The sequence below is a fragment of the Glycomyces sp. NPDC049804 genome (assembly GCF_040674615.1).
Taxonomy (GTDB): domain Bacteria; phylum Actinomycetota; class Actinomycetes; order Mycobacteriales; family Micromonosporaceae; genus Glycomyces; species Glycomyces niveus.
This window is the reverse complement of sequence record NZ_JBFAMQ010000011.1, coordinates 73,092-95,884: the sequence shown is the minus strand read 5'-3', so window position 1 is coordinate 95,884 and position 22,793 is coordinate 73,092. Positions and strand designations below refer to the sequence as shown.

The window sequence follows — 22,793 nt, the reverse complement described above, 5'->3', positions numbered from 1 at the left end:
TCGCCGTGGCCTAGCCGACGGCGAAGGAGCGGATGGTCTCTTGCTCGACCGTGTTGCCGAGCTCGTCGGCGGCCGTGAACCGGACCGACCCGAACGCGGCGTCGGCGGGCAGTTCGAGCACCGCCTCGGCGACGTCGCCGTCACGGTCGATCGCGACCTCGGTCCAGGTCGCGCCGTCGTCGAAGGACACCTCGAAGGTCATCGCCGCGCACGCCTGGTCGTCGGCACCGACCTGGTTGCGGAACTCGAGCGACACCTCCTGAGTGGTCCCGGCGGGCACGGCGCCGTTCTCGAAACCGGTGATGTCGAAGGCCACCACCGCGACCGGCAGGATCGGATTCGCGGCCGGGTCGTAGTCGAACTCCCAGGTGCCGCTGGACGCCGCGCCCAGCGTCGTCCACGACGCCTTCCGTTCGGACGCGGCCGTGAATCTCACCCGGCCGCCGTCGCCGAGCTGGTCCAGACCGACCGAGGTACCGGCGTACTCGGCGTCCTCGTAGACGAGTTCGCCGTCCAGGCTGACCGAGGACGAGCCGGAGTGGAAGTCGCTCAAGACGCTCTCGCCGCCCACCTCGGTGCTGAACATGTGCGGGCTCAAGAGCATGGCGCCCACCTCGTCGTGGCGGTAGAACCTCGGCGGGAGCAGGCGCTGCCCGCTCGTGTCGGACAGGCCGACGCCCACCGGTGCGTCGTTCCACGCCATCGTCTGCACCGCACCGGCGTCCAGCGCCGCACTGGACTGGTACACCTCGTCGTAGGGCCTGCCGATCCCCTCGTATCCGATGGTCCCCTTGTGGCTCCATGCCAGATCGGGGTCGGCGGTGTAGAACTCGGTGCGGGACGAGGGCAGCGGCACCTCGCCCGAGTCGGTCCACGCCCAGGCCTCGTAGACCGGGTGCTCCACCAGGTCGAAGCGGTCGAAGGGCATCGCGACGCCCCGGGTCTGGAACGCCGCGTCGACCCGGGAGAGCTCGCCGTCGCGCACGGTCTCGAGCGGGTCCGCGGGAATGCCGTCGGTCTCGGCCCGGAACAGGCTGTAGCTGTAGGGGTCGGCCGCGCCCACGGGGCTCGCGAAGCTCTGGCGCAGGACGAAGCCGGCGTCGCGGTTCGCTTTGAGCCTCCCGGAGGGGACGGCGAAGAGCTCGTCGTTGTACGCGAAGACCCCGAGCCGCGCCCCGTCCTGGGTTCCCGGCTCGTAGCTCATGAGCTCGACCGTGACGCCCTGCTGCACCGCGTCGTCGCGGTCGACGTCGAACCCGACCGGCAGCGCCTCGCTCCCGTCGACCGTGACGGTGGCGCCGTCCTCGCAGACCACGACCTCGTCGATCGCCATGATGATGTCGTCGTCGAGGTTCCTGTGGATCATGGTGAGCACGTGGTAGCGGCCCGGTTCGAACATGCCCGTGGCGGTCCCGCCCTCGAAGAAGGCGGGTCCGGCCGTCGCCCCGGTCTTGAGGTTCACCAGCGAGACCCCGATTGCGGCCGGCACGGAGCCGTCGAGCCAGGTGCCGGTGACGGTGAGCTTCGCGGTGGCCCCCGGTTCCTCGTCCTCTCCCTCATCGGGGCGCTCGCCCCGCAGCAGCAAGTCCACATTGAACTCATCGGCGCCGAGTTCCCCCGAGGCGACCTCGTCGAGCGCGTCGACCGGGACGGCGATCCGGTCGCCCTCCTCGTTCCATGAGGTGATGAAGCCGCCCGCCGCCGCGTCGGCCGCGAGCGCCCCGCTCGGCGTGACGCTCAGCGTCTCCCCGGTCGGCAGCACGATCTCCGTCGGCGCCGCCGTGCCGCCGGGAGCCTGCGGGAATGCCGGTTCGTCCGGAGCCGCCGCGGCGGCTCCGGGAATGAGCACCCCCGCCGCCGCAGCGGCGAGGATCGCGCGTGATCGCATGGAGTCTCCAAAGAAGCGTGTTCGATTGGTGCCATTGACGAACGGAATACCAGTGCGGGGAGCCCGCGGGTTGTCACCGCAGCCGCGGACCGACGTGCACGCCGGTGGCGCCGCCGCCCGCCGGATGCCAGGATTGCCGCGTGACCCTCCATGAACTCGGCGCGGCCTCCCCGACCCGCCGGAAAGCCGCCGTCCTGCGCTTCGCCACCGAAGTCGGCGCCTGGGCCGCCATCGGCACGGCCTTCGCCCAGATCTCCCTGCCGCTCGCCATCGCCGTCGTCCTCGCCTCCGTCGCCGTCCCCGCGGTGTACGCGACCCCCGGCGACAAACACCAGGCCCTCATCCCCGTGCCCGGCTGGGCGACTCTCGTGATCCTCGCCGCCACCATGGCCGGCGGCGTCGCCGCCGCCTGGATCGCCTGGCCCTGGTGGGGCGCGATCGCCTTGAGCTCCTTGACGATCGCGAGCATCATCGCGGAGCTTCCTCGCTGGCGCTGGCTCCTGACGGTTCGCGGCTGAAATGCCGTGTGACGCGCGACTCATCTCTTTCGAGGTCTCCTGCGGTCACACTTTCGGCCTCGCTCTCGTCAATGCGGTGTAACGGACCCACCGAAAGGAACACCGCAATGAGCACCTACCCCCGCATCGAGAACCCGGTCCAGCACCTCCCCGTCATCGGCGAGATCGGCGCGGTCGTCAACCGGGTGAACGAGGAAGGCCTGCTGCCGAAGGAGCTCGTCAACATCGTCCTGCTGCGCGTCGGTCAGATCCTCGGCAGCTCGTACTTCACGGCCCGCCAGCTCGGCGACGCCGCGGACACCCCCGAGCGGCTCGGCGCGGTCGCCACCTGGCGCACCTCGCCTTACTTCACCGGTGCCGAGCGGGCCGCCCTCGCCCTGGCGGAGGCCGTCCACACGCCGAACCCGACCGGTGAGCGCGTTACCGACGAGCTCGTGGAGCAGGCCCGGGAGCATCTGAGCGACAAGGAGATTGTCGTCCTCATCGGCGTCCTCGGCCAGATCGGCTTCTTCACGCCGCTCGCGCTGATCGGCAACCCGAAGGTCGGCGTCTCCTTCGCCGAGCAGTGGCAGAAGTAGCGAGGAAACGGTAGGGGTCGGCCTGTGAGGGCCGGCCCCTGCCGGACAACTGCAGAGAGGAGGTGAGCGGAGGCGGCGAAGATGGGCCGTTGCGGGCCGAGCGAGGCCGCGGCGCTGCTGAGGAACTGCTGCGAGCCCAAGAGTGAAGCCGCAGTGGCGCTGAGCTCCCAGTGCGCCAAGGGCGGCCGTGGTTACGCCAGTGCCCCGAGGATGAGGGCTGCGGCGGTCGGGACCAGGTACAGGACCGGGTAGGCCACGGTGGCGTACGAGCGGGCTCTCAGGACGGTGATGACCGCGCCGCTGAAGTAGAGGATGATGCCGATCGCGGCGGCGACCCCGATCCAGGGGACCATCAGGCCGACGAGGAGGCCGAGGGCTCCGGCGGCCTTGAGCAGCCCGAGCGGGACCCACCACGACTGCGGCACCCCGTAGTGCTGCAGGGGTTCGACCACGAAGGCGGCCTTGGCGAGCAGTGAGTAGGCCGAGAAGCCCACCCAGAGGGCGGCGACGATGGTGACGATGATGTGGGCGAGGTTCATGGCGGTGCTCCGGTTCGATTCGCAGTGACGCTGACACCCGGTTGAACCCAGCGAGCACGCGAACGTGACCGCGAAGGTAGCCCAGTGATGCGGATCACGTGTTCGATCCGGTGGGCTCGGCGGCTTAGGATGCCCCGATGCAGAGGATCGAGGCCGGGGTCGCGACCATCTCCGATCGGCGCACTGAGCGGAGTTGGACCGTGGAAGTTGCGCCGTTCCTGCTGGCGCCCTTGCAGGTCACGCGACGCGCGATGGCTGAGGCCCGCGGATTCGGTGTCACCGAGGACGACCTGCTGCCCGCTACGAGCGTGTCGTGGTTCGACGCCGTCCACTTCTGCAATCGCCTCTCCGAGCTCGAAGACCTCGCGCCCGCCTATGCGATCACCGGTGAAGCGGTCGAGTGGGACCGCGCCGCCGACGGTTACCGGCTGCCCACCGAGGCCGAATGGGAGCACGCCTGCCGGGCCGGCACGTCCGGCCCGCGCTACGGCGACCTCGACGAGATCGCCTGGTACCGAGGGAACTCCGGCGAGCGGCTGCACCGCGGCGGCGAGAAGGCGCCCAACGCCTGGGGCCTCTACGACATGCTCGGCAACGCCTGGGACTGGTGCTTCGACATCTACGACGCCGAGGTCTACCGCGACTACCGGGTCATCAAGGGCGGCGGCTGGTTCGACGAGCACTGGTCCTGCCGGGCGGGCGTGCGTCGCCGCACCATGCCGAGCCTGCAGATCGACGACCTCTCCTTCCGCGTGGCCCGCAACGCCGCTTGAAAAGCGCGAAGCGGGGCGGACCGACCGGCCCGCCCCGCTCACCGCACACCCTTACGCGTTCAGCTGCTCCCAGAAGTCGAGGTGGTGGACCCCGGCGAAGTCGATGCGCTGCACGCCCTCGGGGGAGAGCTCGCGGACGTCGCAGTCGCCGTGCGCCCGGCCCCAGCGGCCGCGGCCGTCAGGGTCGCCGGTGCGGGCGAAGGTGCTCCAGGACTCGACCATCAGGTCGGCGAGCGGTTCGACCTCGGCGCTGCGGTCGTTGAAGATCGTGGTGTCGAAAAGGAAGGCGACATCGACCATGTGGAACGCGTCCATTTCCCACGACGGCGCTTCGAACGCCTTGAAGTACGGGGTGCCGGAGACCGACATTTCATAGGCGTACGTCGGGGTGTGGTCCGACAGGGCCGCAACGGTCTCGGAGAGGTCCGCGGCCCATTCGACGTCGGTCTGCACGGCCGCGAGGGCCTTCGCCGGGTTCTCGTAGTCGCTGAGCGGGTACTCGGCGGCGATCGCGTCGGCCGCTTCCTCCCCGAACTGGGCGACGAGCGTCGGCACGTACTCCTCGGCGGTCATCACATGGCCCGTCAGGACCTCCATGCCGCCGGTCATGAGCTGGTTTTCGTCGCGGTTGATGCCGATGAGCACCGGCACCTCGTTGATGTCGCCCGCTGCGATCGCGTCGGCGGTCGCGACGGGCATGACCGGGCCGCCGACGACCGGCTGCACCTCGAGGAGCCCGGCGGTCGCCGCGTTGATGTCCGCGGTGCTGAGGGCGCGCAGGCAGGCCTCGGCCTCCTCGGCGTCCGCGCAGCCGAGCTGCTCTTCAGCAGTAGCGATGTCCCGGGCCTGGCCCTCCTCTCGTGAAGGGGCCCAGTCGGATCCGCACGGCGCGCTCTGCGCGATCGCCTTGTCGAACAGGCCCGCCGAGGATTCGGAGACGAGGTGGGCGCACACGTCGAAGCCGCCGCCCGATTCGCCGAAGATCGTGATGTTGCCGTCGTCGCCGCCGAACGCCTCGGCGTTCGCGCCGATCCAGCGCAGCGCGGCCTGCTGGTCCTCGAGACCGTAGTTGCCCGAGGTGATCTCGCCGCCCTCGTCGAGCGCCGGGTGGGCCATGCTGCCGAACAGGCCCTGCCGGTAATTGACGGTGACGACCACCGTGTCGCCCTCGGTCACGAGGCGAGACGGGTCGTACTGCTCGCCCGAACCGTACGAGTTGCCGCCGCCGTGGAACCACACCATCACGGGCAGGTCGTCTCGGGCCTTCTCGGGTGCGTAGACGTTGAGGTAGAGGCAGTCCTCGTCGGTGCTCGGGATGCCGGGCATCGGGGCCTCGGGCTGCGCGCACACGTTCCCGAACGCCGTCGCCTCTCGCACCCCCTCCCACGACTCGGCCGGTTCCGGTGAGGCCCAACGCAACTCGTCAACCGGCGGCGCCGCGTACGGGACGCCGAGCCAGGAGCGGACGCCGTGGTCGGCGGCACCCTGGAGCGAGCCGAGGTCGGTGTCGACCAGGGTCGGGGCGGTCGGCACGGCGTTGGCGGCGGTGGTCCCGTACGCGATGGAGGCGGCGGTGATGCCGATGGCGGCGAGACTCGCGGCGATGGTCTTGGCGGTCTTGGAGAAAGCCATTGGGGGCTCGCTTTCGGGTGGGGCGGAACGGGGTTCGTTCGCGTCTGGCAGAACCGTACCAAGAATTTGGGCAAACGTGCAAGGCGATCGCCTAAGAAATTTGCGCAAGGCGATCGCGCTAGGCAAACGTGCAGGTCACTGTTAGGATGTCGCTCATGGGAAACCGAGAAGCGCTCCTCGACGGCGCGAAGCAGTGCCTCCTGGAAAAGGGCTACGACCGCACGACCGTCCGCGACATCGCCACCGCCGCCGGCGTGAGCATGGCCGCGATCGGCTACCACTACGGCTCCCGCGAGGCGCTCCTCCAGCAGGCGCTCTTCTCGTCCCTCGAAGACTGGGACGCCGGCCTCCAGGCCCAACTCGCCAAGCTCGACGAACCCAAGGGCCCCAAGCGTTTCGAAGCCGTCTGGAATCTCTTGATCGACCACGTCAAGGCCAACCGCACCATGTGGATGGCGAGCTTCGAGCTCTTCATGCAGGCCCAGCGCTCCCCCGAACTCGCCGAGGTCTACGCCCAAGGCCAGCCCGGCGCCCTCGCCGCCATGGCCGCCCTCGCCACCGGCGACATCGAGGAGACCATCGACGCCGACACCATCCGCACCGTCGGCGCCGTCCAGCTCGCCCTCGTCAGCGGCGTCGTCATGCAATGGATGTCATACCCCGACAGCGCCCCCGACCCCCAGGCCCTCGCGGCCGGCCTCAAAACCCTGGCCGCCACCCTCGACTGACGCCCAGGCACGGCGAAGGGCGGGCCGCGACGCGGCCCGCCCCTCAACGTTCGTGCGGCTAGCGGTTCGAGCGGAGTACCTGCAGCGAGACCGCGGCCGCCCACAGCCAGGTCAGCGCGCCACCGGCGAGCATCCACCGGTAGTCGGCCGCAGGGAACGCGGTGACGGTGAGCGCCACATACAGCACGGCCACGACGTAGCAGGCCGCGCGCCACAGGCCCGAACCTTCACGCCCGAACCGGCGGGCGAACACGAACGTGGCCACCAGCAGCGCGATTCCCGCGGCCGGGGCCGCGAACGCGTGCAGGATGCTGTGCCAGCTCTGCTCGGCCGGCGCGCCGTCCGGCGTCCCCGCCGGGTAACCGAAGGCCGGGTCGGCGACGAAGACGCCGCCCCACACCAGCGCGATGCCGTACAGCCCGAACAGCCTCGGGCCCCACTTCGAGGCCGGACCGTCCCCGAGCGAGCGGCGCAGCCCCACTGCCCCGACCAGGGCCAGGAGCCCGGAGACGATGAAGTTCGCGATCTGGATCCAGCCCAGCTCGCTCAAGCTCAGCATGCTCAGCGGGTGCACGACCGGGTCGAACCCGTCGCGGGTCGCCGCCTGCGCGATCGTGGTGGCGACGAACAGCGGCCCGGCGAGCACGCCGCACGCGAGCAGGCGGCGGGTAGCGGCGGACTTCGTTGCAGCAGCGACGGAAGGGGCTGCAGTGGCGGCGTTCATGACGAGGGCTCCTTGAGGTGGTGGATGGGTTATGCCCGTATAGACGACACCGGCACGGCCGATTCATCGGTTGCGGCGAGCGTCACTTTCCGGACTTGGACCGGCCACAGCCGAACCCGCGGACGGCCAGCCGCTACGCTCGGTGCGCGGCTCGGCGACAGGGCCGCGCCGCGTGACGAGGGAGCGACCATGACCGACATGGACGGCATCGCCAAGTACCTGCTGGAAGCCGGGAACCTGAAGCGCATCAAGCGCACCGGCTGGTGGTTCGCCCAGATCAAGGACCCCGAGAGCGTCGCCGAGCACTCCCACCGGACCGCGCTCGTCGGTATGGTCCTGGCCGCGCTCGAAGGCGCCGACCCCAACCGGACCGCGCTCCTCGGCGCCCTCCATGACACCCCCGAGACCCGCATCGGCGACATCCCGCACATCGGCCGCCGCTACCTCACCGCCGCCCCGCCCGAAGCCATCGTCGCCGACCAGGTCGCCGACACACCCGCGCCCGTCGCCGCGTTCATCTCGAGCGCCGTAGCCGAATTCGAGTCCGGCGACACCCCCGAAGCACGCTGCGCCAGGGACGCCGACAGACTCGAATGCCTCATCCAAGCCGTCGAGTACCGCCACACCGGTGCCGAAGTCGAAGAGTGGATCTCCAGCAGCACGGCCGCCCTCAAGACCGATTCCGCCCGCGCCATAGCCGAAGCCGTCCTGAACGCCGACCCCCTCGCCTGGCAGAAGCCGCAACCCTAAGGGCTTGACTCAGTCGCAGGTATTTCGTGCCGGGTAATGCTGCGGCGGTGGTGCTCGCTGCCGGTAGGCCCGCAAATACGCTGGCCTCGGCTATGGATGCGTGGCAGGCTGCGTCGTGTGGACGTCGATGATTCCTCTCCCCTGGTCTTGGCGGCGCGCCCGGACTTGACGGATGCCGATCTGAACGAACTGTTCAGCGCGTCGTGGCCGGGCCACCAGCCGTCCTCGTTCGAGCCGAAACTGGCCCGGAGCCTGACCTGGATCGCCGCGCACCGCGGCGATCGGCTGGTGGGTTATGTCAACGTGGTCGGCGACGGCGGCGCTCACGCCTTCATCCTGGATACGACCGTGCACCCGGACGAGCGCCGGAAGGGCCTGGGCGTGCAGCTGGTGGAAGCTGCGGCCCGCGAGGCGAAGGCTTGCGGCGCTCACTGGTTGCATGTGGACTATGAGCCGCACCTTGAAGCCTTCTACCAGCAGTGCGGTTTCCAGCCGACGGCCGCTGGGCTCATGCGGCTTTGAGCGGGACGGCGCGGACCCCGCCTGGCGCTCACGCCGACCCCAAGATCCAAAGGCATGGAGACGCGCCCACCCGGCAGATCGCGCAGGGGCAGATCAATTGGCGAGGTGGTCGAGCGCGGGCCGCAACCGGTCGGCCAATGCTTGGTCGTGGAGTGCGACCTCCGTCGCGAAGCATTCGAGGAGTGCCCTCTTCGATCGGATGAGTTCCTGGCTGTCGACCGAGACCGCCCGGGCGTGGTGAAGGGCGTCGAGGATGTTTGGCGGCAGGCGGTCGGCTTCGCGCCCGTGGTGGGGGTTCAGACCGAGGCGGGCGCAGGCGAGGGCGAGGATTTCGTCCCGCAGGTGGTCGAGCATCAGAGTCGCCTGCCAATGCCGTTCGCGCGCAATGGCCGATCGTGCATGCAGGGCATAGAGCCATCCCATGCCGATCATCCCCACCGGGTCGGGCGCGTTCGGCTCAGTGGACGGATTCGGGGTGCCGAACACGACCTTGAAACCCGGCTCGGTGCCCCGGAACTGGTCGTGGGGCCAGAAGGATACGTCGACCTGAAGCGAGGATTCGAGCAGGAACACGCGGTACAGGACGTTGCCGGCGAAGACGTCGAGGTGGTGAACGGCGCCATGCCGGGCGTAGAAGTCCGAGGTCCACTGTTCGGCGATGGCGCCCGGATCGGCCCCGTCTCGGATCTGGAGCATCAAGTCGATGTCCGACCAGGTGTCCTCGCGGCCGGTGGCGGCCGAACCGACGAGGGCGGCACCGATGACCTCCTCGTCCTTCCGGGCCGTATCGATCAGTTCCTCGCGCAGTCGCTCCCGATCAGCGATGGTGAACATGTCCCTGAGGATAGGTTGATCGACCTCTGATGCATTCCAAAACGCCTACCGCAAACAAGACGGAAAATGGGAGGGCATGGCAGGTGACATTCGGGTAGAGGGCTGGTACGACCGGGCTACCGGTAACATCGGCCATGGCTGGCCGAAGCTCTAGAGGGAGGCAGGGATGGAAGGTCTAGAATTCTTCCTGAGCAAGGGAAACATCGAGTACCGCTGTTCGGATGACCGGCTTGTACCCCTTGCGGTTTGGCTATCATCCGATGTTGGAAACAACTTTGGTCGATGTTTGGATGTCCTGGTCAGTATCGCGAAAGCCGCTTCAGGGGAGAAGGCCCAAGAGTATCCAGGGAATATCTACACCGCCACATTCCTCGGCAACGTGGTTCGAGTTGAACACAATTACCTCGAAGAGTCTGTCGAATACGGTGTCGTCGAGGTTCAGCGCGCGGCTGAAGAGTATTGGACAGTGCTCCTAAGAAAACCCGATGATCCCAATTTTCCCCGGCACCTCCGCCCCGATCTCCCAGAGTATCTCGCGTACCTCTACTTTTGGGAGGAGACCTGGCAGGAGCCTCATCCGTACAGGGGACGGCACGGGATCCCGACTTCCGGTTCCGAATAAAGAGCATCATCGGCTGAGAGAGCGAAGGTGCGGCGACATTTGCCGCTCGCCCCTTCGCACTGCGTTTGTCGGTTAACAGTCGCAGGTTTTAGTGTTCGCGGCCCAGGTTCGGACGGCGTGGTGGGTGAGGGCTGGTTCGTGGGCGAGTGCCCATTCGGTGTTCCCAGGTGGCCATGTAAGGGCGGGGGGAGGGGCGCCTGGTGGCGACCGGGTATCACCACCGGCCCGGGGGTATCGACCACGCGGGCAGGCGGACAACGGATATCGGCGACCGCTGGGATAACGGGGTTTACTCGGGACGGATTGAGCCGCACGGTCTTGATCGGATCGGGCGGCCAGGCCACCGGTCCAAGCTCAGACATGGGAGACAACCTACCGCCATCGCGCATGCGATCCGAACGGTCTCGGGATCGCGCGATGGCGGTGTGCCACCGGGGAAGTCCGGTGGTACACCGCCTTTTCGGCTAGCGACCGCAGGCTTTGGTGTTGGCGGCCCAGGTGCGGGCGGCGTGTTCGGTAAGGGCCGGTTCGTTGACTAGTGCCCATTCGGTGTGGAGTGGTTCGGCGATGACGAGTCTCGGGTTGTCGGTTTCGAGGTTGATGATGTGGCCGATGAGGGCCGGTCGGGTGTCTTTGAAGGTCAGGCGGAAGCGGGTTTGGCCGAGGACGAGTGAGTACTGGACGGCGAGGTCGTTGATAGTTGCGGTGGCGAGGATGGGGAGTCCGGCGAGGTCGATGGGGAGTGCCGCGTCGGGTGGGTCGGTGTGTCGGATGGGGAGCGGGATGGCGTTGAGCGCCTTGATGTAGCGGGCTCTGATGCGGCGGGTGGTGTAGCGGTCGGGGGTCACGCGATACCACCGCCGATGATGAAGGTGGCGTTGGTGTCGAAGGCGTGTTCCCAGGTGGCCATGTAGGGGCGGGGGGAGGGGCGCCTGGTGGCGCTGTTGCGGACGGCTCGGGCGAGGTCGTGTTCGGTGCGGTTCTCGCGGGCGGCGATGACTCTGCGGGCGGCGCGGGCACCGCTGATGGCGGCGGCGATCGCGGCGCCGGGCCGAGGCGAGGTATTCGCTTCGACCGGTTGCGGCCCTGACGGCCCTGCGGCCGGTGATGCTGCGTGCTGGAAGTCGTTTTCGGACCAGGCCTGGTCCGCTTGTCGAGCCTGGTTCTCGCGCGTGGCAGGAACGGGTTGTGTCGGGATCGGATGCGCCGCAGGCGATGTGTGGTGGTGCTGTTGCTGATTGAGTGGTGCGGGCATGGCGATGAGGCCGCAGGTGAGGACCCAGGCGAGCCAGTGGAGGACCCAGGCGGCGCGTTCGCGCAGGTAGGGCTTCTGGGGCGCGAAGTGCGCGGCCCTGAGCTGGGCGGAGTTGGCGATGAAGCGGTCGAAGGCGTCTTCGCGGAGCTTCGAGAACCGGTGCGGCGGTGGGTCGTCGGGTTCGGTGTCGTGGTCGGTCGGGGTGTCGCAGGCGCCGCTGATCCAGCCCCGATCGCCCGATGCGCGGCAGCCGCCCCTGCCTCGTGGGTTTTCGCTGTCGGTCCAGAACCGGGGACGGCGCGGTTCCTCTTCGCGCGCTTCGGGCTTGTCGGTTGCTTCAGGTTCGTGGGGTTCGGTGCCGACCGGGTGGCCAGTGAGCTTGTCCCAGGGGCGCAGCGGCGCATCGGGTTCGTCAGGTTCTGCGGGAACCGGACGGCCGCGCAAGCCCCACGGCGGCGGCAGGTCGGAGCTGCCGCGACCTGAGGTGCCGCCTCGGTGGTCGGAACCTCCGTGACCTTGAGGTTCGTCTCGGTGGCCGGTACCTCCGTGACCTTGGGGATCGTCGGGTTCGGAGGGGACCGGGCGGCCGCCGCGCGGGCCCCATGGTGGGGGCCGGTCGGCGCCGCCGCGGCCCGAGGAGCCGCCTCGGCCTTGGTGTTCGCCTCGATGGTCGGAGCCGCCTCGTCCGGCGGTGCCGTCATGCTTGCCTCGGTCGTGGTCGCCTCGGCGGTCGGAGCGGGCACGAGCCGGTGTCGGTTCGGGTTCGGGTTCGGGCCAGTCGGCGGTGCCGGGGAACCATGCGTTGACCGGTGCGTCCCAGTCTTCGGCGGGGAGGGGGTCGGGGGTTTCGTCTCGGCGGTGGCGGCCGGTGCGTTCGTCTTTGTACCAGCCGGGTGAGCCGTAGGGGCCGGGGTCGAACGGGTCGTAGGGGCGGTTGGTGTCGATGATCCAGGTGTCGCCTGGCCGGTGGCGCAAGTGCATCGGCTCGTAGCGCGGGCTGCGCGGGTCCGAGTCGGGTGCTTCCTCATCGCACGATGCGGGGTTGTGCTGGTACCGGTAGGCGCCAGGGCACATCGGATCCGGCTCGCCATCGGCCAGGAAGAGGCGGCGGCCCGCCCAGTCGTAGTAGCCGTCGCCGTCACCCTGCCCGGTGATCTCGCGCAGCGGCGCGCCCGGGCCGAGGTGATCGTGCCGGTAGAAGGCCTGTTGAAGGAGCACGCGCATGCGTGCCTGGTTCACGGTCGTCGTGAGTTGATGAGTTGCGCTACGCCTGTTTTGGCGTAGGGTGGACTCTGCCATGGGAGGCTCGCCTTCCTTGGATGAAAGGTGGGCCGCCGGAGACGGCTAATCTTTGATGGCGGCCCACCGGCCATTTTCAGTTGGGTTTCATGATCCGCGCACTGCGCGGTTTTTCGAGATTGACACAGCACCCAGACCCGGTCAAGCGCGACACGCCGTCATGTACGAAAGCGTCTAGACGCGTTCGAATCACCGCACCGCTCCACTTTCGAATCCTTTGTGTCGCAAGGCGATCCCCAAATCTGCGCGTGCTGTGGGGGCCATCACTGCGCGAACCTGTCAGGGATCGCGGCCCCGCTCGGTTCAACCCGTGAATCCGCGCGAACCGAAGCGCGGCCACACGGTTAGGTGCACGATCATGCAGCACAAGGTCTGGTTCATCACCGGTTCGTCCCGCGGTCTCGGCCGGGAGTTCGCCACGACCGCACTGGAGCGCGGAGACAAAGTCGCCGCCACGGCCCGCACCATCGACAGCTTCGACGGACTGGCCGAGAAGTACGGCGACGCGGTGTTGCCGCTCGCAATGGACGTCACCGACAAAGCCGCGGTCGCCACGGCAGTCGAAGCGGCCGTCGCGCACTTCGGCCGAATCGACGTTGTGGTCAACAACGCCGGATACGCACAGGTCGGCGCGGTAGAAGAACTGTCCGAACAGGAACTCCGTGACCAGATGGAGGCCAACGTCTTCGGCGCGATCTGGGTCATCCAGGCCGTGCTGCCGCACCTGCGCGAGCAGGGGTCGGGCCACATCGTCCAGCTCTCCTCGGCGGCGGGTCTCATCGCGATGCCGCTCGGCGGTGCCTACCACGCGTCCAAGTGGGCGCTCGAAGGTTTGAACGAGGCGCTCGCGGCGGAGGTCGCCGGATTCGGGATCAAGGTGACCATCGTCGAGCCCGGCGGGTTCGCCACCAGGCAGGGCAAGAACCCCGACCCGCTCGACAACGGCCACATGGCGACTCCGCACCCGGCATATGTGCCGCTGCGCGCCAAGCTCGCGGAGGCCGTCAAGGGCCAGCCCGCCGGCGACCCGGCCGCCTCCGCGCAGGCCATGCTCAAGCTGGTCGACCTCGAGCGGCCGCCGCTGCGGGTCCTGTGGGGCCTGGGCTTCTACCCGATGCTCCAGAAGGCTTACGCCGACAGGCTCCAGAACTGGGCGGACTGGCAGGAGCTTTCGCTTGAGGCGCAAGGGGAACTGACCGTCCCGGAGTGAACGGACTGCCCGCGGACGGCCCGGCCGTCTGCGGGCAGAACCGTCCCCGAACGTGTCGTTACGCCGCAAATCGCCCAGTAGTCCATAGGGTTTCGAGTGAGCATTCCGCCTTCTCACTCACTCGATGGGACTTGCCTTGAGCGACACCGACCTTCACGGTTCCGACATCACCCGGTACGAGGAGGTCGAAGCGGAGGAGTCGGGGTCGCAGTGGACCGACGTGCCGTTCGTCAGCCGCTACACCGCCACCGCCGAGGCGGTGAAGAGCGCTGGAAGCGAAAGCGCGCTGACCACTGGTATGACCATCGCGAGTGAGATCCAGGGCCTCGGCTCGGACGTCATGGGCGTGCTCACCGACCCGATCGGCACGCTGGTCAGCGCCGGGGTCACGATCATCCTCGACCTCGTGCAGCCGCTCGACGAACTGCTCATGATGGTCTCTGGCGACGCCGCCGAGATGCAGCGGCAGATCGACGTGCTCGGCCAGGTCGAAGCGGCGCTCGGCGCGCTCGACGGCGAGATCGCGAACGCCGCCGACGCCAACGTCACCACCTGGGACGGTGAGGCCGCCGCCGCGGCCGGGAACGCCATCGGCGGACTAGCGGCGACCGCCGGTGCGATGAGTGAGCGCGCCAAGGATGTTGCCGCCCTTCTCGACTGGGCGCGCATGCTCGCCGAGACGATCTACGAGGTCATCAAGGCGGTCTTGACGGAGCTGGTCTCGTGGGCGGTCACGCGCGGGGTCGTCGCTCTGGCGACGAGCGTGGCCACCGCGGGCGCGTCGGTCGTCGCGTTCGTCATGGACGCCGTGGTCACCGCGTCGCGGATGCTCCTCAAGGCCACCAGGAAGTTCCAGTTCGCGCAGCAGATCTTCATGAAGCTGCTCAAGTTCCTCCGCGCGAACCCGGTCGTCGACCGCGCTGCCGGGGAGTACCGGCTCTGGAAGGAGCTGTTGAGCGTGGCGGGGACTGCGGTGGTCGACTCCGTGAAAGGCGCGGCGAGCGACATCTATGGGCACGTGTCCGATGCGCTCGAAGGCGGCGAGCCCACGATGGCGGCCATGGTCGGTGACGCCGCCAAGTGGCAGGTCGACCCGGGCGAGCTGGAAGCTGCGGCCGGAGCGCTCGACGACCTCGCGCCCAATGCCGAAGCGATCGCCTCTGTTGCAGGCGAAGCGGGCGCGGCCGAGATGACCTGGGGGCTGCCCGGTCTGTTCTTCGCCGAGGCCTTCACGGAAGGCTGTGCGGAGCTGTCGAACCTCACCGGCCTGCTCGGCTCGGCCATCGGCCGCCACGCCGAGGGGCTGCGCCAATGCGCCGAGACCTACAGCCAGGCCGACGCCGACATCGCTGCCGAGTTCGAGAGGCTCGCGACCGAACTCACCCACTGACCGACCAATCGAGGCGCCGAACGGCAAGGGCTGCAGGCCGAACGACTTGAGTCAAGTTCCCGACAGACCGCACTGTGGGACTGACCTCGGAGGAGCCGAGGGGTAAGCTCTCTCCCATACATGAGGGGCACATGCAAATGCATGTGCAACATAACGAAAATATAACAGAACTCATGTCGTCGTGGTCCGCCTCGAAACCGAGCGCGCCTCATGCCATTCTCGATGGGCCCGCACCGCATCTTCGGGGCACCGAACGATGCTGCGTCTCTCGCCGCATGAAAGGGCTACGCCGCCATGCCGAAACGATCGATCACCGTCCGCATCGACGACCACGACTGGCAGGTCATCACCATGGTCGCCGCTGGGGAAGGCCTGGAACCGACCACTTGGATCGCCCGCGAAGCGCGCCGTGCCGCGCTCGCCGCCGAGCTTGCAGGGGTTGAGCGAGGCCCACTCGAGAATCAGGACTGGCTGGAGGCCACCAGCCGCGAATCGCGCGAACTGTGGGCCAAGGACGGCGAGGAGTAGAGCATCTGTGTCACTTGAAGGTTCCAAGTCAGCGCAGCGGACGCTGAAACGCGGCGAGGTCTACATCCACATCCCAACGGGTGTCCGGGTGGTCGTACTCTCCGACGACCGGTTCAACGCCGCCACCCACACCGGCTGTGTGCTCGTCGCCCCGCTGGCCCGCAAGGCCGGACCGGCATCGGTGGCCTGCGGCGAACAAGACCCCGTGGGCGGCTATGTCAACATCGCCGAAGTCGGCCAGGCGTCCGTCGGCAGCCTCGCCGACTGCGCGTGCATGCTCTCGGGCCGCACCATGGAACACCTCAACCGCGCCCTCGTCACCATTTTTGACCTGCCGTACTAGGCCAATCAGGCCCAGTTCGCCTTCTTTGCAGCCCGACGCATCACGCGCAGCAGCAGCGGGCCGGTGAGCAGCACGAGCACCACGGTCGTGATCGCGCGGCCGATGTCCCAGCCCAGCGAGGTCGCCAGTGAGTACGCGAGCAGCCGCGACAGGTTCTCGCTGAGCCCGCCGCCCGGCACGTACGCGAGGTTCCCGCCCGTGATCGCGAAGGGCCAGAACGACAAGTTGAGCAGCACCCCGTAGAGCAGGGACGAGAACGCACCGTAGACCGCGAGGACCGCCAGCTCGGTCACCCTGCCCGCTTTGGTGTCCGGAGTCTGCGGGAGCAGGCCCGCGCCCAGCGCCACGAACGCCGCCGCGAACATCTGGTACGGCAGCCACGGCCCCACACCGCCCGTGAGCAGCGCCGACGCGAACAGGCCCGTGCAGCCCAGGATGAACCCGAATCCCGGCCCGAACACTCTGCCGCCCAGAATGAGCAGGAAGAACACCGTCTCGACCCCGGCCGCGCCCGCGCCGAACGGGCGCACCGCGGCGACCACCGCCGAGAGCACGCCGAGCATCGCGACCGCTCGGGCGTCGAGGCCGCCGTCCGTCAACTGCATCAGGACCACAGCGGTGACCAGCGGCAGCAGCAGCGCGAACATCCAAGGGCCCGAGGTCGTCTCGGTGAGCGCGCCGCCCGGAACCGTCAGCAGCGGCCACGACATCGCGACCAGTCCGAACCCGGCCGCGAGCACGAGCGACAGCACCGCCTTCCACCGCACAGGCGGGCGCGGTGCGGCGACGTGAACCTCAGTCGTCGGCATCGCCGGCCTCCAGCGCCGCCGCGACCTCGGCGACCGTGAGCCATCCCGGCAGGACCTTCTCGACCTGCGGGGCGAACATCGGGGAGGCCGCGACGATCTGCCTGGCCGGGCCGTCCGCGACCACCTCGCCGTCGGAGAGGATCACGACGCGGCTGGCGAACTCGGCGCAGAACTCCACGTCATGGGTTGAGACGACCACGCAGTGCCCGGCCTCGGCGAGGCGGCCGAGGCGGGTCGCGAGGGCGGCCTTGCCCGGGTAGTCGAGGCCGCGCGTCGGCTCGTCCAGGAGCAGCAGCGGCGGTGCGGCCGTGAGGGTCACGGCCAGGGCGAGGGCGAGCCGCTGGCCTTCGGAGAGGTCGCGGGGGTGGACGGCCTCGTCCACGCCGTCGACGAGGTCGTCGAGGATCTTCGCGCAGGTGCCGGCCGGGACGCGGCCGTCGCGGTCGGCGCCCGCGCATTCGGCGGCGACGGTCTCGGCGTAGAGGAGGTCGGCGGGTTCGGCGGGGACGAGCCCGGCAAGGGTGCGGCGCTCGGCGGGCTTGCGGGCGGCGGGGTCGTCGCCGCCAATCGTGACGGTGCCGCCCGAGCGGGTCCCGGTGCCCTGCAAGGCCCACAGCAGGCTGGACTTTCCGGAGCCGTTGCGGCCCATGAGGGCGATGCGTTCGCAGCGGGCGGCGACGAGGTCGACGCCGTTGACCGCGCGCACGCCGCCGGGGTAGTCGACGGTGACCGCGCGGGCTTCGAGGAGCGGCGGCCCGACCGGAGTCTCGGTGGTCGCGGGGGGCGTGTGCAGGTCGGCGAGGGCGCTCCGGAGTGCGGCCGCGTGCCTGCGGGCTTCGCGGATGGTCACGGGCGGGCCGGGCCAGCCGGCGAGGCGGCCGAGCTCCACGACCGGCGGGGCGATCGGAGAGGCGGCGAGGATGGCGCCGACCGGTCCGGCGGTCACCTTGCCGCCGTTGAGGAGCAGCGCCGAGTCGGCGTACTGGGCGACGCGCTCGAGGCGGTGCTCGGCGAGGAGCACGGTCACGCCGAGGTCGTGGACGAGGCGGTGGAGCGCGGAGAGGACCTCGTCGGCGGCGGTCGGGTCGAGTGCGGAGGTCGGCTCGTCGAGGACGAGCGCCGAAGGGCCGGCGACGAGGGCCGCGCCGATCGCGACCCGCTGGCGCTGACCGGAGGAGAGAGCGGCGAGGTCGCGGTCGCGCACGTCGGCGAGGCCGAGGAGGTCCACGATCTCGGTGACGCGCTTGCGCATCGCGGCGGGGTCGACGCCGAGCTGCTCGGCGGTGTAGGCGAGTTCGCGTTCGACCTCGTCGGTCACGAAGCCCGCCAACGGGTCTTGGCCGACGTACCCGACGAGGTCGGCGAGGTCGGCGGGGGTCGAGCCGCGCACGTCGCGGCCGGCCACGGTGATCCGGCCGGTCATGGTGCCGCCGGTGAAGTGCGGGACGAGGCCGTTGACCGCCTTGAGGAGGGTCGACTTGCCCGCGCCGGTGGGGCCGACCAGCAGGCAGAACTCGCCTTCGGGAAGGTCGAAGGAGACGTCGTCGAGGACGGGCGTCCCCGCGTAGGCGAAGGTGACGCGGTCGAAGGCGATCCCGCCGGGGGTCATGGTGTTCCTCCTCTTGCGGACGGCACGAGCAGCGCGGGCGCGGTGGCGAGGAGGATGCCGCCCGCGGCCCACATCGCCAGGTCGGGCATCGCGAACGGGTTCGTGGCGGGCCACAGTGCCGACGGCTCGTAGATGCCACTGAGGACGGTCCCGGCGACGGCGGCGGCACCGGAGGCGACGACCGCCCAGTCGCGTGCGCCGAACCGGTCGGGCCGGTAGCGGGTGTGCGGGACCCGCTTGGAGGCGAACGCGATCCCGAAGACCGCGACCGCGGCGCTGACGGCGACGGCGGTCCAGGCGAGGGGCGCGGGTGTAGTGGTTCCGAGCAGTGCATAGGCGCCCGCGCACAGCCCGAGTAGTCCAATGAGGAGTGATGTGGAGGTGGCGCGGCGGGCCGGGCCGGGAATGCCCGCGGCGCGGCCGTACCCGCGCGAGGCCATGGCGGCGGCGAGCGCGAGTGAGCGGTCGAGGGCATCGTGCAGGACCGGCGAGACGACGGTGCGCATGAGGTTCGCGGGGGTGCGGCTCGTGTTGCCGCGCAACGCCCTTGCGCGGCGGACCCTTCCAACGCTCTCGACGAGCTGGGGCGCGACGGACAGGGCGACGACGACCGCGACGCTCACTTCGTACAGCGCCGCCGGGACCGAGCGGAGGAGGCGTCGGGGGCTCGCGAGCGCGTTGGCGGCGCCGACGCAGACGAGGAGGGTGGCGAGGCGCAGGCCGTCGTAGAGGGCGGCGAGGGCGCCTTCGGCGGTGACGTTCCCGCCGAGGCGGAAGCCCGCGGCCCATTCGGGGAGGGTCGCGGAGGGGAGGGTGAAGAGGACGGTGGGGCCGTCGGAGCCGCCGAAGACGATGTAGAACGCCATGCGGACCGCGATGGCGCTGAGGCCGATGACGAGGAAGACCCGGTAGGCGCCGGACCAGGGCTCGCTGCCGCGGCACCAGGTGACGACGAGGCCGGCGACGGCGACGATCAGCAGGAGCAGCCACGGGTTCGCGGTGCGCCCGGCGGCGGTGGCGAGGAGCAGCGCCCACGCCCACCAGGCTACGGGGTGCGCGGTGTGCCGGGCCGCACTCGGGTGCGCGGCGCGGCGGGCGGCTTGGGTGGGCACGGCGGTGCTCGTGCGGTTCACGCGTGCCTGTTGCGGCGCGCGCGCCAGATCACGAGGGCGACGATGACGGCGAGCGCGGCGACCGCGATGACCCACGTGAACGAGGCTTCGTCGGCGGCGTCGGGGCCGACCCCCTCGGTCGTCTCGGCGGCCTCGCCCGGGGCGATGGCGGGCGGCTCGGCGCCGTCGCCGAAGACCCAGCCTTCGGCATCGCCGGCACCGGGCTTGGCGTCCGCGCCGCCTACGGGCGAGTACGACCACTCGGCGTCGCCGGCGTCGGCGCGCCAGTACGACCAGTACTCCTTCGCGGGAGGCGCTCCGCCGCAGTCGGATTCGGGGAGTTCGTCGATCCGGCACACCATCCCGCGGATCGAGGCGACCTCGGTGACGGAGAACCCGGCCTTGACGAGGGCGTCGAGCCCGTTCGCGGGGTTCTCGGCGCACCCGGTCGCGGGCTCGGAGGCGAGGGTGCCGAAGTCGACCACGACGGTGACCTCGAGGCAGCCGTCGTGAGCGGCAGCGGGCGCGGCGGGAAGCACGAAGAGAGCGGTGAGCAGGGCGGCCGCGAACGCGGCCAGGCGGCGGATCGTCGGTGAGGCGGGTCGCCGCCCCACGAGGTCGGGTGTGTCGGCCCGCGACGCCCCTGAAACCAAGGGTCCCACCGGGGTACGACACCCGAGCGGAAGCGAGGCGAGGGCGCGGCCGGGGCCGCTACCCGCGGTCGGGTGTGTCCAATCGCGACGCCCCCAGGACCGATGGTCCCACGCGGGTACGACATCGCCCGCGATCACGAGCGCGGCCGCGAAGGCGAACGCTCGCCTGGGCGCGGCAGCGATGCTGCTGGCAGCGAAGGCTTGCGAAGCGCCAAGCCGCGCGCTGGTCCGGCGGTCGTCGGCGAGCGCGGCCGCGAAGGCGAACGCTCGCCTGAGCGCGGCAGCGATGCTGCCGGCAGCGAAGGCTCGCGAAGCGCCAAGCCGCGCGCTGGTCCGGCGGTCGTCGGCGAGTGCAGCCGCGAAGGCGAACGCTCGCCTGAGCGCGGCAGCGATGTTGCCGACAGCGAAGGCTCGCGAAGCGCCAAGCCGCGCGCTGGACTGGCGGGCGTCGGCGAGTGCAGCCGCGAAGCCGAACGCTCGCCTGGGCGCGGCAGCGATGCTGCTGGCAGCGAAGGCTCGCGAAGCGCCAAGCCGCGCGCTTGACTGGCGGTCGTCGGCGAGTGCAGCCGCGAAGGCGAACGCTCGCGCGGGCGCGGCAGCGATGCTGCTGGCAGCGAAGGCTCGCGAAGCGCCATGCCGCTGAGCGCTGGTCCGGCGGTCGTCGGTGAGCGCGGCAGTGAAGACGAACGCGCGCGCGAGCGCGATTCGGATGGCGCTCATGGCTTGGGAAGCGCGCAGGCAGCGCCCGCCTTCGCGGCGGGCGCTGCCTGGGTTGCGTTCGCTCGGGGTCACGTGCCGACTATTGCTTGTCGGTGTCGTCGTCCGCAGTCGGTTCCCCGGACTCGCCCTTCGGCTCGTCCACGGCCGCAGGAGACTGAGCGTCGGCCACGGCGTCGGCCTTCTCCTCGGCCGCGGTGTCGCCGCCGCGGCGGGACTTCAGCGCGAAGGCGATGATGAGCGCGGCCAGCACGACCACGGCGGCGCCGATCGCCCACGGGAGCCACGAGGCCGAACCCTCGTCCTCGTCTTCGGCGGCGTCGGTCGCCTCGCCCGTGCCCTCGCCGCCGGCGTCGGCGCTCTCGCAGCCGGTGCCCGGCAGCCCGGCCTCCATGCCGGTCGCGTCGAGGTTCGCGAGGTCCTGGCCCGCGATCGGCACGATCGCCTGCGCGGTGGCGAGCAGGCGCGAGGCCTCCCCGAACTCGGGGTCCTCCGGGGCGGTGTACATGATCGCGCCCGGCTGCTCAGTGGTGCAGTCGAACTGCAGGGTCAGCAGGAACGCGACGGCGCTCTTCGCGGCGTCCGCGCTGCCGGCCGCCAGGAACGCCTGCGCGGCCATCGCGGTCGAGTTCGCGTTCTCGCCGAAGCCGTTGTCGAACCCGCCGGACTCGGCCTGCGCGCCCTCGAGCCACGCCACCGCCGACGCCAGCGGCTCGGCAGCCGCGTCGCCGAGCGTCACCAGGGCCGAAGCGACCAGGCCGGTCGTGTCGGGGTCGGAGATGCAGTCGTCGCCGCCGTCGACGTCGGCGTAGTTGAACCCGCCGTCGGGGCACTGCACCGCGGCCAGGCCGGCGGCGGCCTCGGCGCCCGCCGGGGTGTCGGTGCGGGAGAGGCCGAGCACGGCCCACGCGGAGGACGGCGCGGTGCCGTCGCCGTAGGTGCCGTTCGCGGTCTGCGAGGCGGTGACCTCGTCGGCGAGGCGGATCTCACCGAAGTTCGTCGCGTCGCCGCCCGCGGTGGCGACGGCGTACATGACCTTCCCGGCCGCGCCCGCGTTCAGCGCGGGTTCGGTGGCGCCCTCGACGGCGGGGTACACGTACGGGCTCAGGGTCTCGTTGCTGTTCAGCCACTCCAGCGTGGCCTGCACCTGGTCGCCGCCGACACTGGCGGCCTCGAGGGCGATGACGGCGTCGAGCGAGGACGAGACGTCCCCGCCGTTCCAAGAGGTGCCGTCGGACTGGGCGGCCAGCCAGGACGCGGCGGCCTGGGCGGGCTGCGCGAACGGGGCCTCCTGGGCCTCAGCCGGCGCGGCGGAGGCGAAGACGGTGATGGGCACGACCGCGGCGGCGGCCAGCAGTCGGGCGGGCAGGTGGCGCAATTGCCTGACCTTTCCTTGAGCGAGTGGGGTCTTCGGGCAGGCGGCGGCGCCGCAAGCGCCTGTAGACCACGACAGGCGTTGACAATTCGGATGGGCGTCGGCGGGCATTCGGGCTCACGCGGGTGGACCGAGCGGAAATGAAGGGTGCTCGGCATCGTTCGGCCGTGTTTCGAAGCACAGCGAACCGCGACTACCGTTGCGGGTCAGCGCCGGCCTTTCACCGGACTTCCCCCGCCTGGCGCCTGTTCAGTTTGGGGCCATTCTCGCGGGTGGATTCGCTGGGTGTCAAGCCGACCGGTCGCGCAGTGCAGCCGTTCACTCGCGCCACGCGAGTGAACTCCCGCCTTGCGGTTATTGACCCGTAGCACCGGGTGTCGATACG

At 70.0% G+C, this 22,793-nt stretch carries 24 protein-coding genes and 1 riboswitch; of the genes, 12 read left to right on the top strand and 12 right to left on the bottom strand.

All coding sequences use genetic code 11. The features are described from left to right. Positions 1-10: 10 nt before the first annotated feature. Entirely contained in the window at positions 11-1,888 is a 1,878-nt protein-coding gene (locus tag AB0K52_RS17945) for a hypothetical protein (RefSeq protein ID WP_363533256.1), read from the bottom strand. Positions 1,889-2,028: 140 nt separating this feature from the next. On the opposite strand from AB0K52_RS17945, the gene AB0K52_RS17940 reads away from it, so the two are divergent. Together AB0K52_RS17940 and AB0K52_RS17935 are read left to right on the top strand one after the other, a co-directional pair. Continuing rightward, positions 2,029-2,406, top strand: coding sequence for a hypothetical protein (locus AB0K52_RS17940; RefSeq protein ID WP_363533254.1), 378 nt, complete (start codon positions 2,029-2,031; stop codon positions 2,404-2,406). 107 nt (positions 2,407-2,513) lie between these two features. After that, positions 2,514-2,984 carry a carboxymuconolactone decarboxylase family protein gene (locus AB0K52_RS17935; RefSeq protein WP_363533252.1) on the top strand — a complete coding sequence of 157 codons (471 nt, stop codon included), beginning with the start codon at positions 2,514-2,516 and terminating at the stop codon, positions 2,982-2,984. A 191-nt stretch (positions 2,985-3,175) separates the two neighbouring features. On the opposite strand, the gene AB0K52_RS17930 is transcribed toward AB0K52_RS17935, so the two are convergent. Continuing rightward, entirely contained in the window at positions 3,176-3,523 is a 348-nt protein-coding gene (locus tag AB0K52_RS17930) for a DoxX family protein (protein ID WP_363533249.1), read from the bottom strand. 137 nt (positions 3,524-3,660) lie between these two features. Between AB0K52_RS17930 and AB0K52_RS17925 the strand changes: the two genes are divergently transcribed. Next, positions 3,661-4,296 (top strand): formylglycine-generating enzyme family protein, encoded by a 636-nt coding sequence (locus AB0K52_RS17925; protein ID WP_363533246.1) that lies wholly within the window; start codon positions 3,661-3,663, stop codon positions 4,294-4,296. 51 nt (positions 4,297-4,347) lie between these two features. Here AB0K52_RS17925 and AB0K52_RS17920 read toward each other — a convergent pair whose 3' ends face one another. Beyond that, the gene (locus AB0K52_RS17920) at positions 4,348-5,928 is read right to left on the bottom strand and encodes a carboxylesterase family protein (protein ID WP_363533243.1); all 1,581 of its coding nucleotides are present in this window, start codon (positions 5,926-5,928) and stop codon (positions 4,348-4,350) included. 155 nt (positions 5,929-6,083) lie between these two features. Between AB0K52_RS17920 and AB0K52_RS17915 the strand changes: the two genes are divergently transcribed. Continuing rightward, the gene (locus AB0K52_RS17915) at positions 6,084-6,656 is read left to right on the top strand and encodes a TetR/AcrR family transcriptional regulator (RefSeq protein WP_363533240.1); all 573 of its coding nucleotides are present in this window, start codon (positions 6,084-6,086) and stop codon (positions 6,654-6,656) included. A gap of 58 nt (positions 6,657-6,714) precedes the next feature. On the opposite strand, the gene AB0K52_RS17910 is transcribed toward AB0K52_RS17915, so the two are convergent. Next, positions 6,715-7,380 (bottom strand): DUF998 domain-containing protein, encoded by a 666-nt coding sequence (locus AB0K52_RS17910; protein ID WP_363533237.1) that lies wholly within the window; start codon positions 7,378-7,380, stop codon positions 6,715-6,717. A 189-nt stretch (positions 7,381-7,569) separates the two neighbouring features. Here AB0K52_RS17910 and AB0K52_RS17905 point away from each other — a divergent pair, with 189 nt between their 5' ends. After that, positions 7,570-8,130 (top strand): HD domain-containing protein, encoded by a 561-nt coding sequence (locus AB0K52_RS17905; protein ID WP_363533234.1) that lies wholly within the window; start codon positions 7,570-7,572, stop codon positions 8,128-8,130. Positions 8,131-8,247: 117 nt separating this feature from the next. Then, positions 8,248-8,652: a GNAT family N-acetyltransferase gene (locus AB0K52_RS17900; protein ID WP_363533231.1), complete on the top strand. Its 405-nt coding sequence runs from the start codon at positions 8,248-8,250 to the stop codon at positions 8,650-8,652. A 93-nt stretch (positions 8,653-8,745) separates the two neighbouring features. Here AB0K52_RS17900 and AB0K52_RS17895 read toward each other — a convergent pair whose 3' ends face one another. Then, complete coding sequence (locus AB0K52_RS17895; protein WP_363533228.1) at positions 8,746-9,486, bottom strand: nucleotidyltransferase domain-containing protein; 741 nt, start codon at positions 9,484-9,486, stop codon at positions 8,746-8,748. A gap of 166 nt (positions 9,487-9,652) precedes the next feature. Here AB0K52_RS17895 and AB0K52_RS17890 point away from each other — a divergent pair, with 166 nt between their 5' ends. Beyond that, on the top strand, positions 9,653-10,108 hold the full coding sequence (locus AB0K52_RS17890; protein ID WP_363533225.1) for a hypothetical protein: 456 nt from the start codon (positions 9,653-9,655) through the stop codon (positions 10,106-10,108). Positions 10,109-10,572: 464 nt separating this feature from the next. Here AB0K52_RS17890 and AB0K52_RS17885 read toward each other — a convergent pair whose 3' ends face one another. Both AB0K52_RS17885 and AB0K52_RS17880 read right to left on the bottom strand, forming a co-directional pair. Next, on the bottom strand, positions 10,573-10,956 hold the full coding sequence (locus tag AB0K52_RS17885; protein WP_363533222.1) for a hypothetical protein: 384 nt from the start codon (positions 10,954-10,956) through the stop codon (positions 10,573-10,575). After that, positions 10,953-12,602, bottom strand: coding sequence for a hypothetical protein (locus AB0K52_RS17880; RefSeq protein ID WP_363533219.1), 1,650 nt, complete (start codon positions 12,600-12,602; stop codon positions 10,953-10,955). Before AB0K52_RS17880 ends, AB0K52_RS17885 begins: the two co-directional genes overlap by 4 nt. Before the next feature lie 418 nt (positions 12,603-13,020). On the opposite strand from AB0K52_RS17880, the gene AB0K52_RS17875 reads away from it, so the two are divergent. From AB0K52_RS17875 to AB0K52_RS17860, 4 genes are all read left to right on the top strand, one after another. Beyond that, positions 13,021-13,872, top strand: coding sequence for an SDR family NAD(P)-dependent oxidoreductase (locus AB0K52_RS17875; RefSeq protein WP_363533216.1), 852 nt, complete (start codon positions 13,021-13,023; stop codon positions 13,870-13,872). A 136-nt stretch (positions 13,873-14,008) separates the two neighbouring features. Continuing rightward, positions 14,009-15,262 carry a hypothetical protein gene (locus tag AB0K52_RS17870; RefSeq protein ID WP_363533213.1) on the top strand — a complete coding sequence of 418 codons (1,254 nt, stop codon included), beginning with the start codon at positions 14,009-14,011 and terminating at the stop codon, positions 15,260-15,262. Positions 15,263-15,556: 294 nt separating this feature from the next. Beyond that, entirely contained in the window at positions 15,557-15,790 is a 234-nt protein-coding gene (locus AB0K52_RS17865; RefSeq protein WP_363533211.1) for a hypothetical protein, read from the top strand. 7 nt (positions 15,791-15,797) lie between these two features. After that, on the top strand, positions 15,798-16,133 hold the full coding sequence (locus tag AB0K52_RS17860) for a hypothetical protein (protein WP_363533208.1): 336 nt from the start codon (positions 15,798-15,800) through the stop codon (positions 16,131-16,133). A 5-nt stretch (positions 16,134-16,138) separates the two neighbouring features. Here AB0K52_RS17860 and AB0K52_RS17855 read toward each other — a convergent pair whose 3' ends face one another. From AB0K52_RS17855 to AB0K52_RS17840, 4 genes are read right to left on the bottom strand one after another with little or no spacing between them, the layout of a single operon-like run. Next, positions 16,139-16,942 (bottom strand): ECF transporter S component, encoded by an 804-nt coding sequence (locus AB0K52_RS17855; RefSeq protein WP_363533206.1) that lies wholly within the window; start codon positions 16,940-16,942, stop codon positions 16,139-16,141. After that, complete coding sequence (locus tag AB0K52_RS17850; RefSeq protein ID WP_363533203.1) at positions 16,929-18,551, bottom strand: ATP-binding cassette domain-containing protein; 1,623 nt, start codon at positions 18,549-18,551, stop codon at positions 16,929-16,931. The genes AB0K52_RS17855 and AB0K52_RS17850 overlap by 14 nt, the downstream gene beginning before the upstream one ends. After that, positions 18,548-19,684 (bottom strand): CbiQ family ECF transporter T component, encoded by a 1,137-nt coding sequence (locus AB0K52_RS17845; RefSeq protein ID WP_363533201.1) that lies wholly within the window; start codon positions 19,682-19,684, stop codon positions 18,548-18,550. The genes AB0K52_RS17850 and AB0K52_RS17845 overlap by 4 nt, the downstream gene beginning before the upstream one ends. Then, positions 19,681-20,277, bottom strand: a complete 597-nt coding sequence (locus AB0K52_RS17840; RefSeq protein WP_363533198.1) for a hypothetical protein — start codon at positions 20,275-20,277, stop codon at positions 19,681-19,683. Before AB0K52_RS17840 ends, AB0K52_RS17845 begins: the two co-directional genes overlap by 4 nt. Positions 20,278-20,418: 141 nt before the next feature. Here AB0K52_RS17840 and AB0K52_RS17835 point away from each other — a divergent pair, with 141 nt between their 5' ends. Continuing rightward, on the top strand, positions 20,419-20,859 hold the full coding sequence (locus tag AB0K52_RS17835; RefSeq protein ID WP_363533195.1) for a hypothetical protein: 441 nt from the start codon (positions 20,419-20,421) through the stop codon (positions 20,857-20,859). A gap of 256 nt (positions 20,860-21,115) precedes the next feature. Here the strand turns inward: AB0K52_RS17835 and AB0K52_RS17830 are convergent, their stop codons facing one another. Next, the gene (locus tag AB0K52_RS17830; protein WP_363533192.1) at positions 21,116-22,411 is read right to left on the bottom strand and encodes a hypothetical protein; all 1,296 of its coding nucleotides are present in this window, start codon (positions 22,409-22,411) and stop codon (positions 21,116-21,118) included. A gap of 81 nt (positions 22,412-22,492) precedes the next feature. Next, a riboswitch (cobalamin riboswitch) is annotated at positions 22,493-22,688 on the bottom strand. Positions 22,689-22,793 lie beyond the last annotated feature (105 nt).

Coding starts and splice junctions, on each gene's coding strand:
- AB0K52_RS17945 (WP_363533256.1), bottom strand. CDS start 1,888: ATGCGATCACGCGCGATCCTCGCCGCTGCGGCGGCGGGGGTGCTCATT.
- AB0K52_RS17935 (WP_363533252.1), top strand. CDS start 2,514: ATGAGCACCTACCCCCGCATCGAGAACCCGGTCCAGCACCTCCCCGTC.
- AB0K52_RS17930 (WP_363533249.1), bottom strand. CDS start 3,523: ATGAACCTCGCCCACATCATCGTCACCATCGTCGCCGCCCTCTGGGTG.
- AB0K52_RS17925 (WP_363533246.1), top strand. CDS start 3,661: ATGCAGAGGATCGAGGCCGGGGTCGCGACCATCTCCGATCGGCGCACT.
- AB0K52_RS17920 (WP_363533243.1), bottom strand. CDS start 5,928: ATGGCTTTCTCCAAGACCGCCAAGACCATCGCCGCGAGTCTCGCCGCC.
- AB0K52_RS17915 (WP_363533240.1), top strand. CDS start 6,084: ATGGGAAACCGAGAAGCGCTCCTCGACGGCGCGAAGCAGTGCCTCCTG.
- AB0K52_RS17910 (WP_363533237.1), bottom strand. CDS start 7,380: ATGAACGCCGCCACTGCAGCCCCTTCCGTCGCTGCTGCAACGAAGTCC.
- AB0K52_RS17905 (WP_363533234.1), top strand. CDS start 7,570: ATGACCGACATGGACGGCATCGCCAAGTACCTGCTGGAAGCCGGGAAC.
- AB0K52_RS17895 (WP_363533228.1), bottom strand. CDS start 9,486: ATGTTCACCATCGCTGATCGGGAGCGACTGCGCGAGGAACTGATCGAT.
- AB0K52_RS17890 (WP_363533225.1), top strand. CDS start 9,653: ATGGAAGGTCTAGAATTCTTCCTGAGCAAGGGAAACATCGAGTACCGC.
- AB0K52_RS17875 (WP_363533216.1), top strand. CDS start 13,021: ATGCAGCACAAGGTCTGGTTCATCACCGGTTCGTCCCGCGGTCTCGGC.
- AB0K52_RS17865 (WP_363533211.1), top strand. CDS start 15,557: ATGCCGAAACGATCGATCACCGTCCGCATCGACGACCACGACTGGCAG.
- AB0K52_RS17855 (WP_363533206.1), bottom strand. CDS start 16,942: ATGCCGACGACTGAGGTTCACGTCGCCGCACCGCGCCCGCCTGTGCGG.
- AB0K52_RS17850 (WP_363533203.1), bottom strand. CDS start 18,551: ATGACCCCCGGCGGGATCGCCTTCGACCGCGTCACCTTCGCCTACGCG.
- AB0K52_RS17835 (WP_363533195.1), top strand. CDS start 20,419: ATGGTCCCACGCGGGTACGACATCGCCCGCGATCACGAGCGCGGCCGC.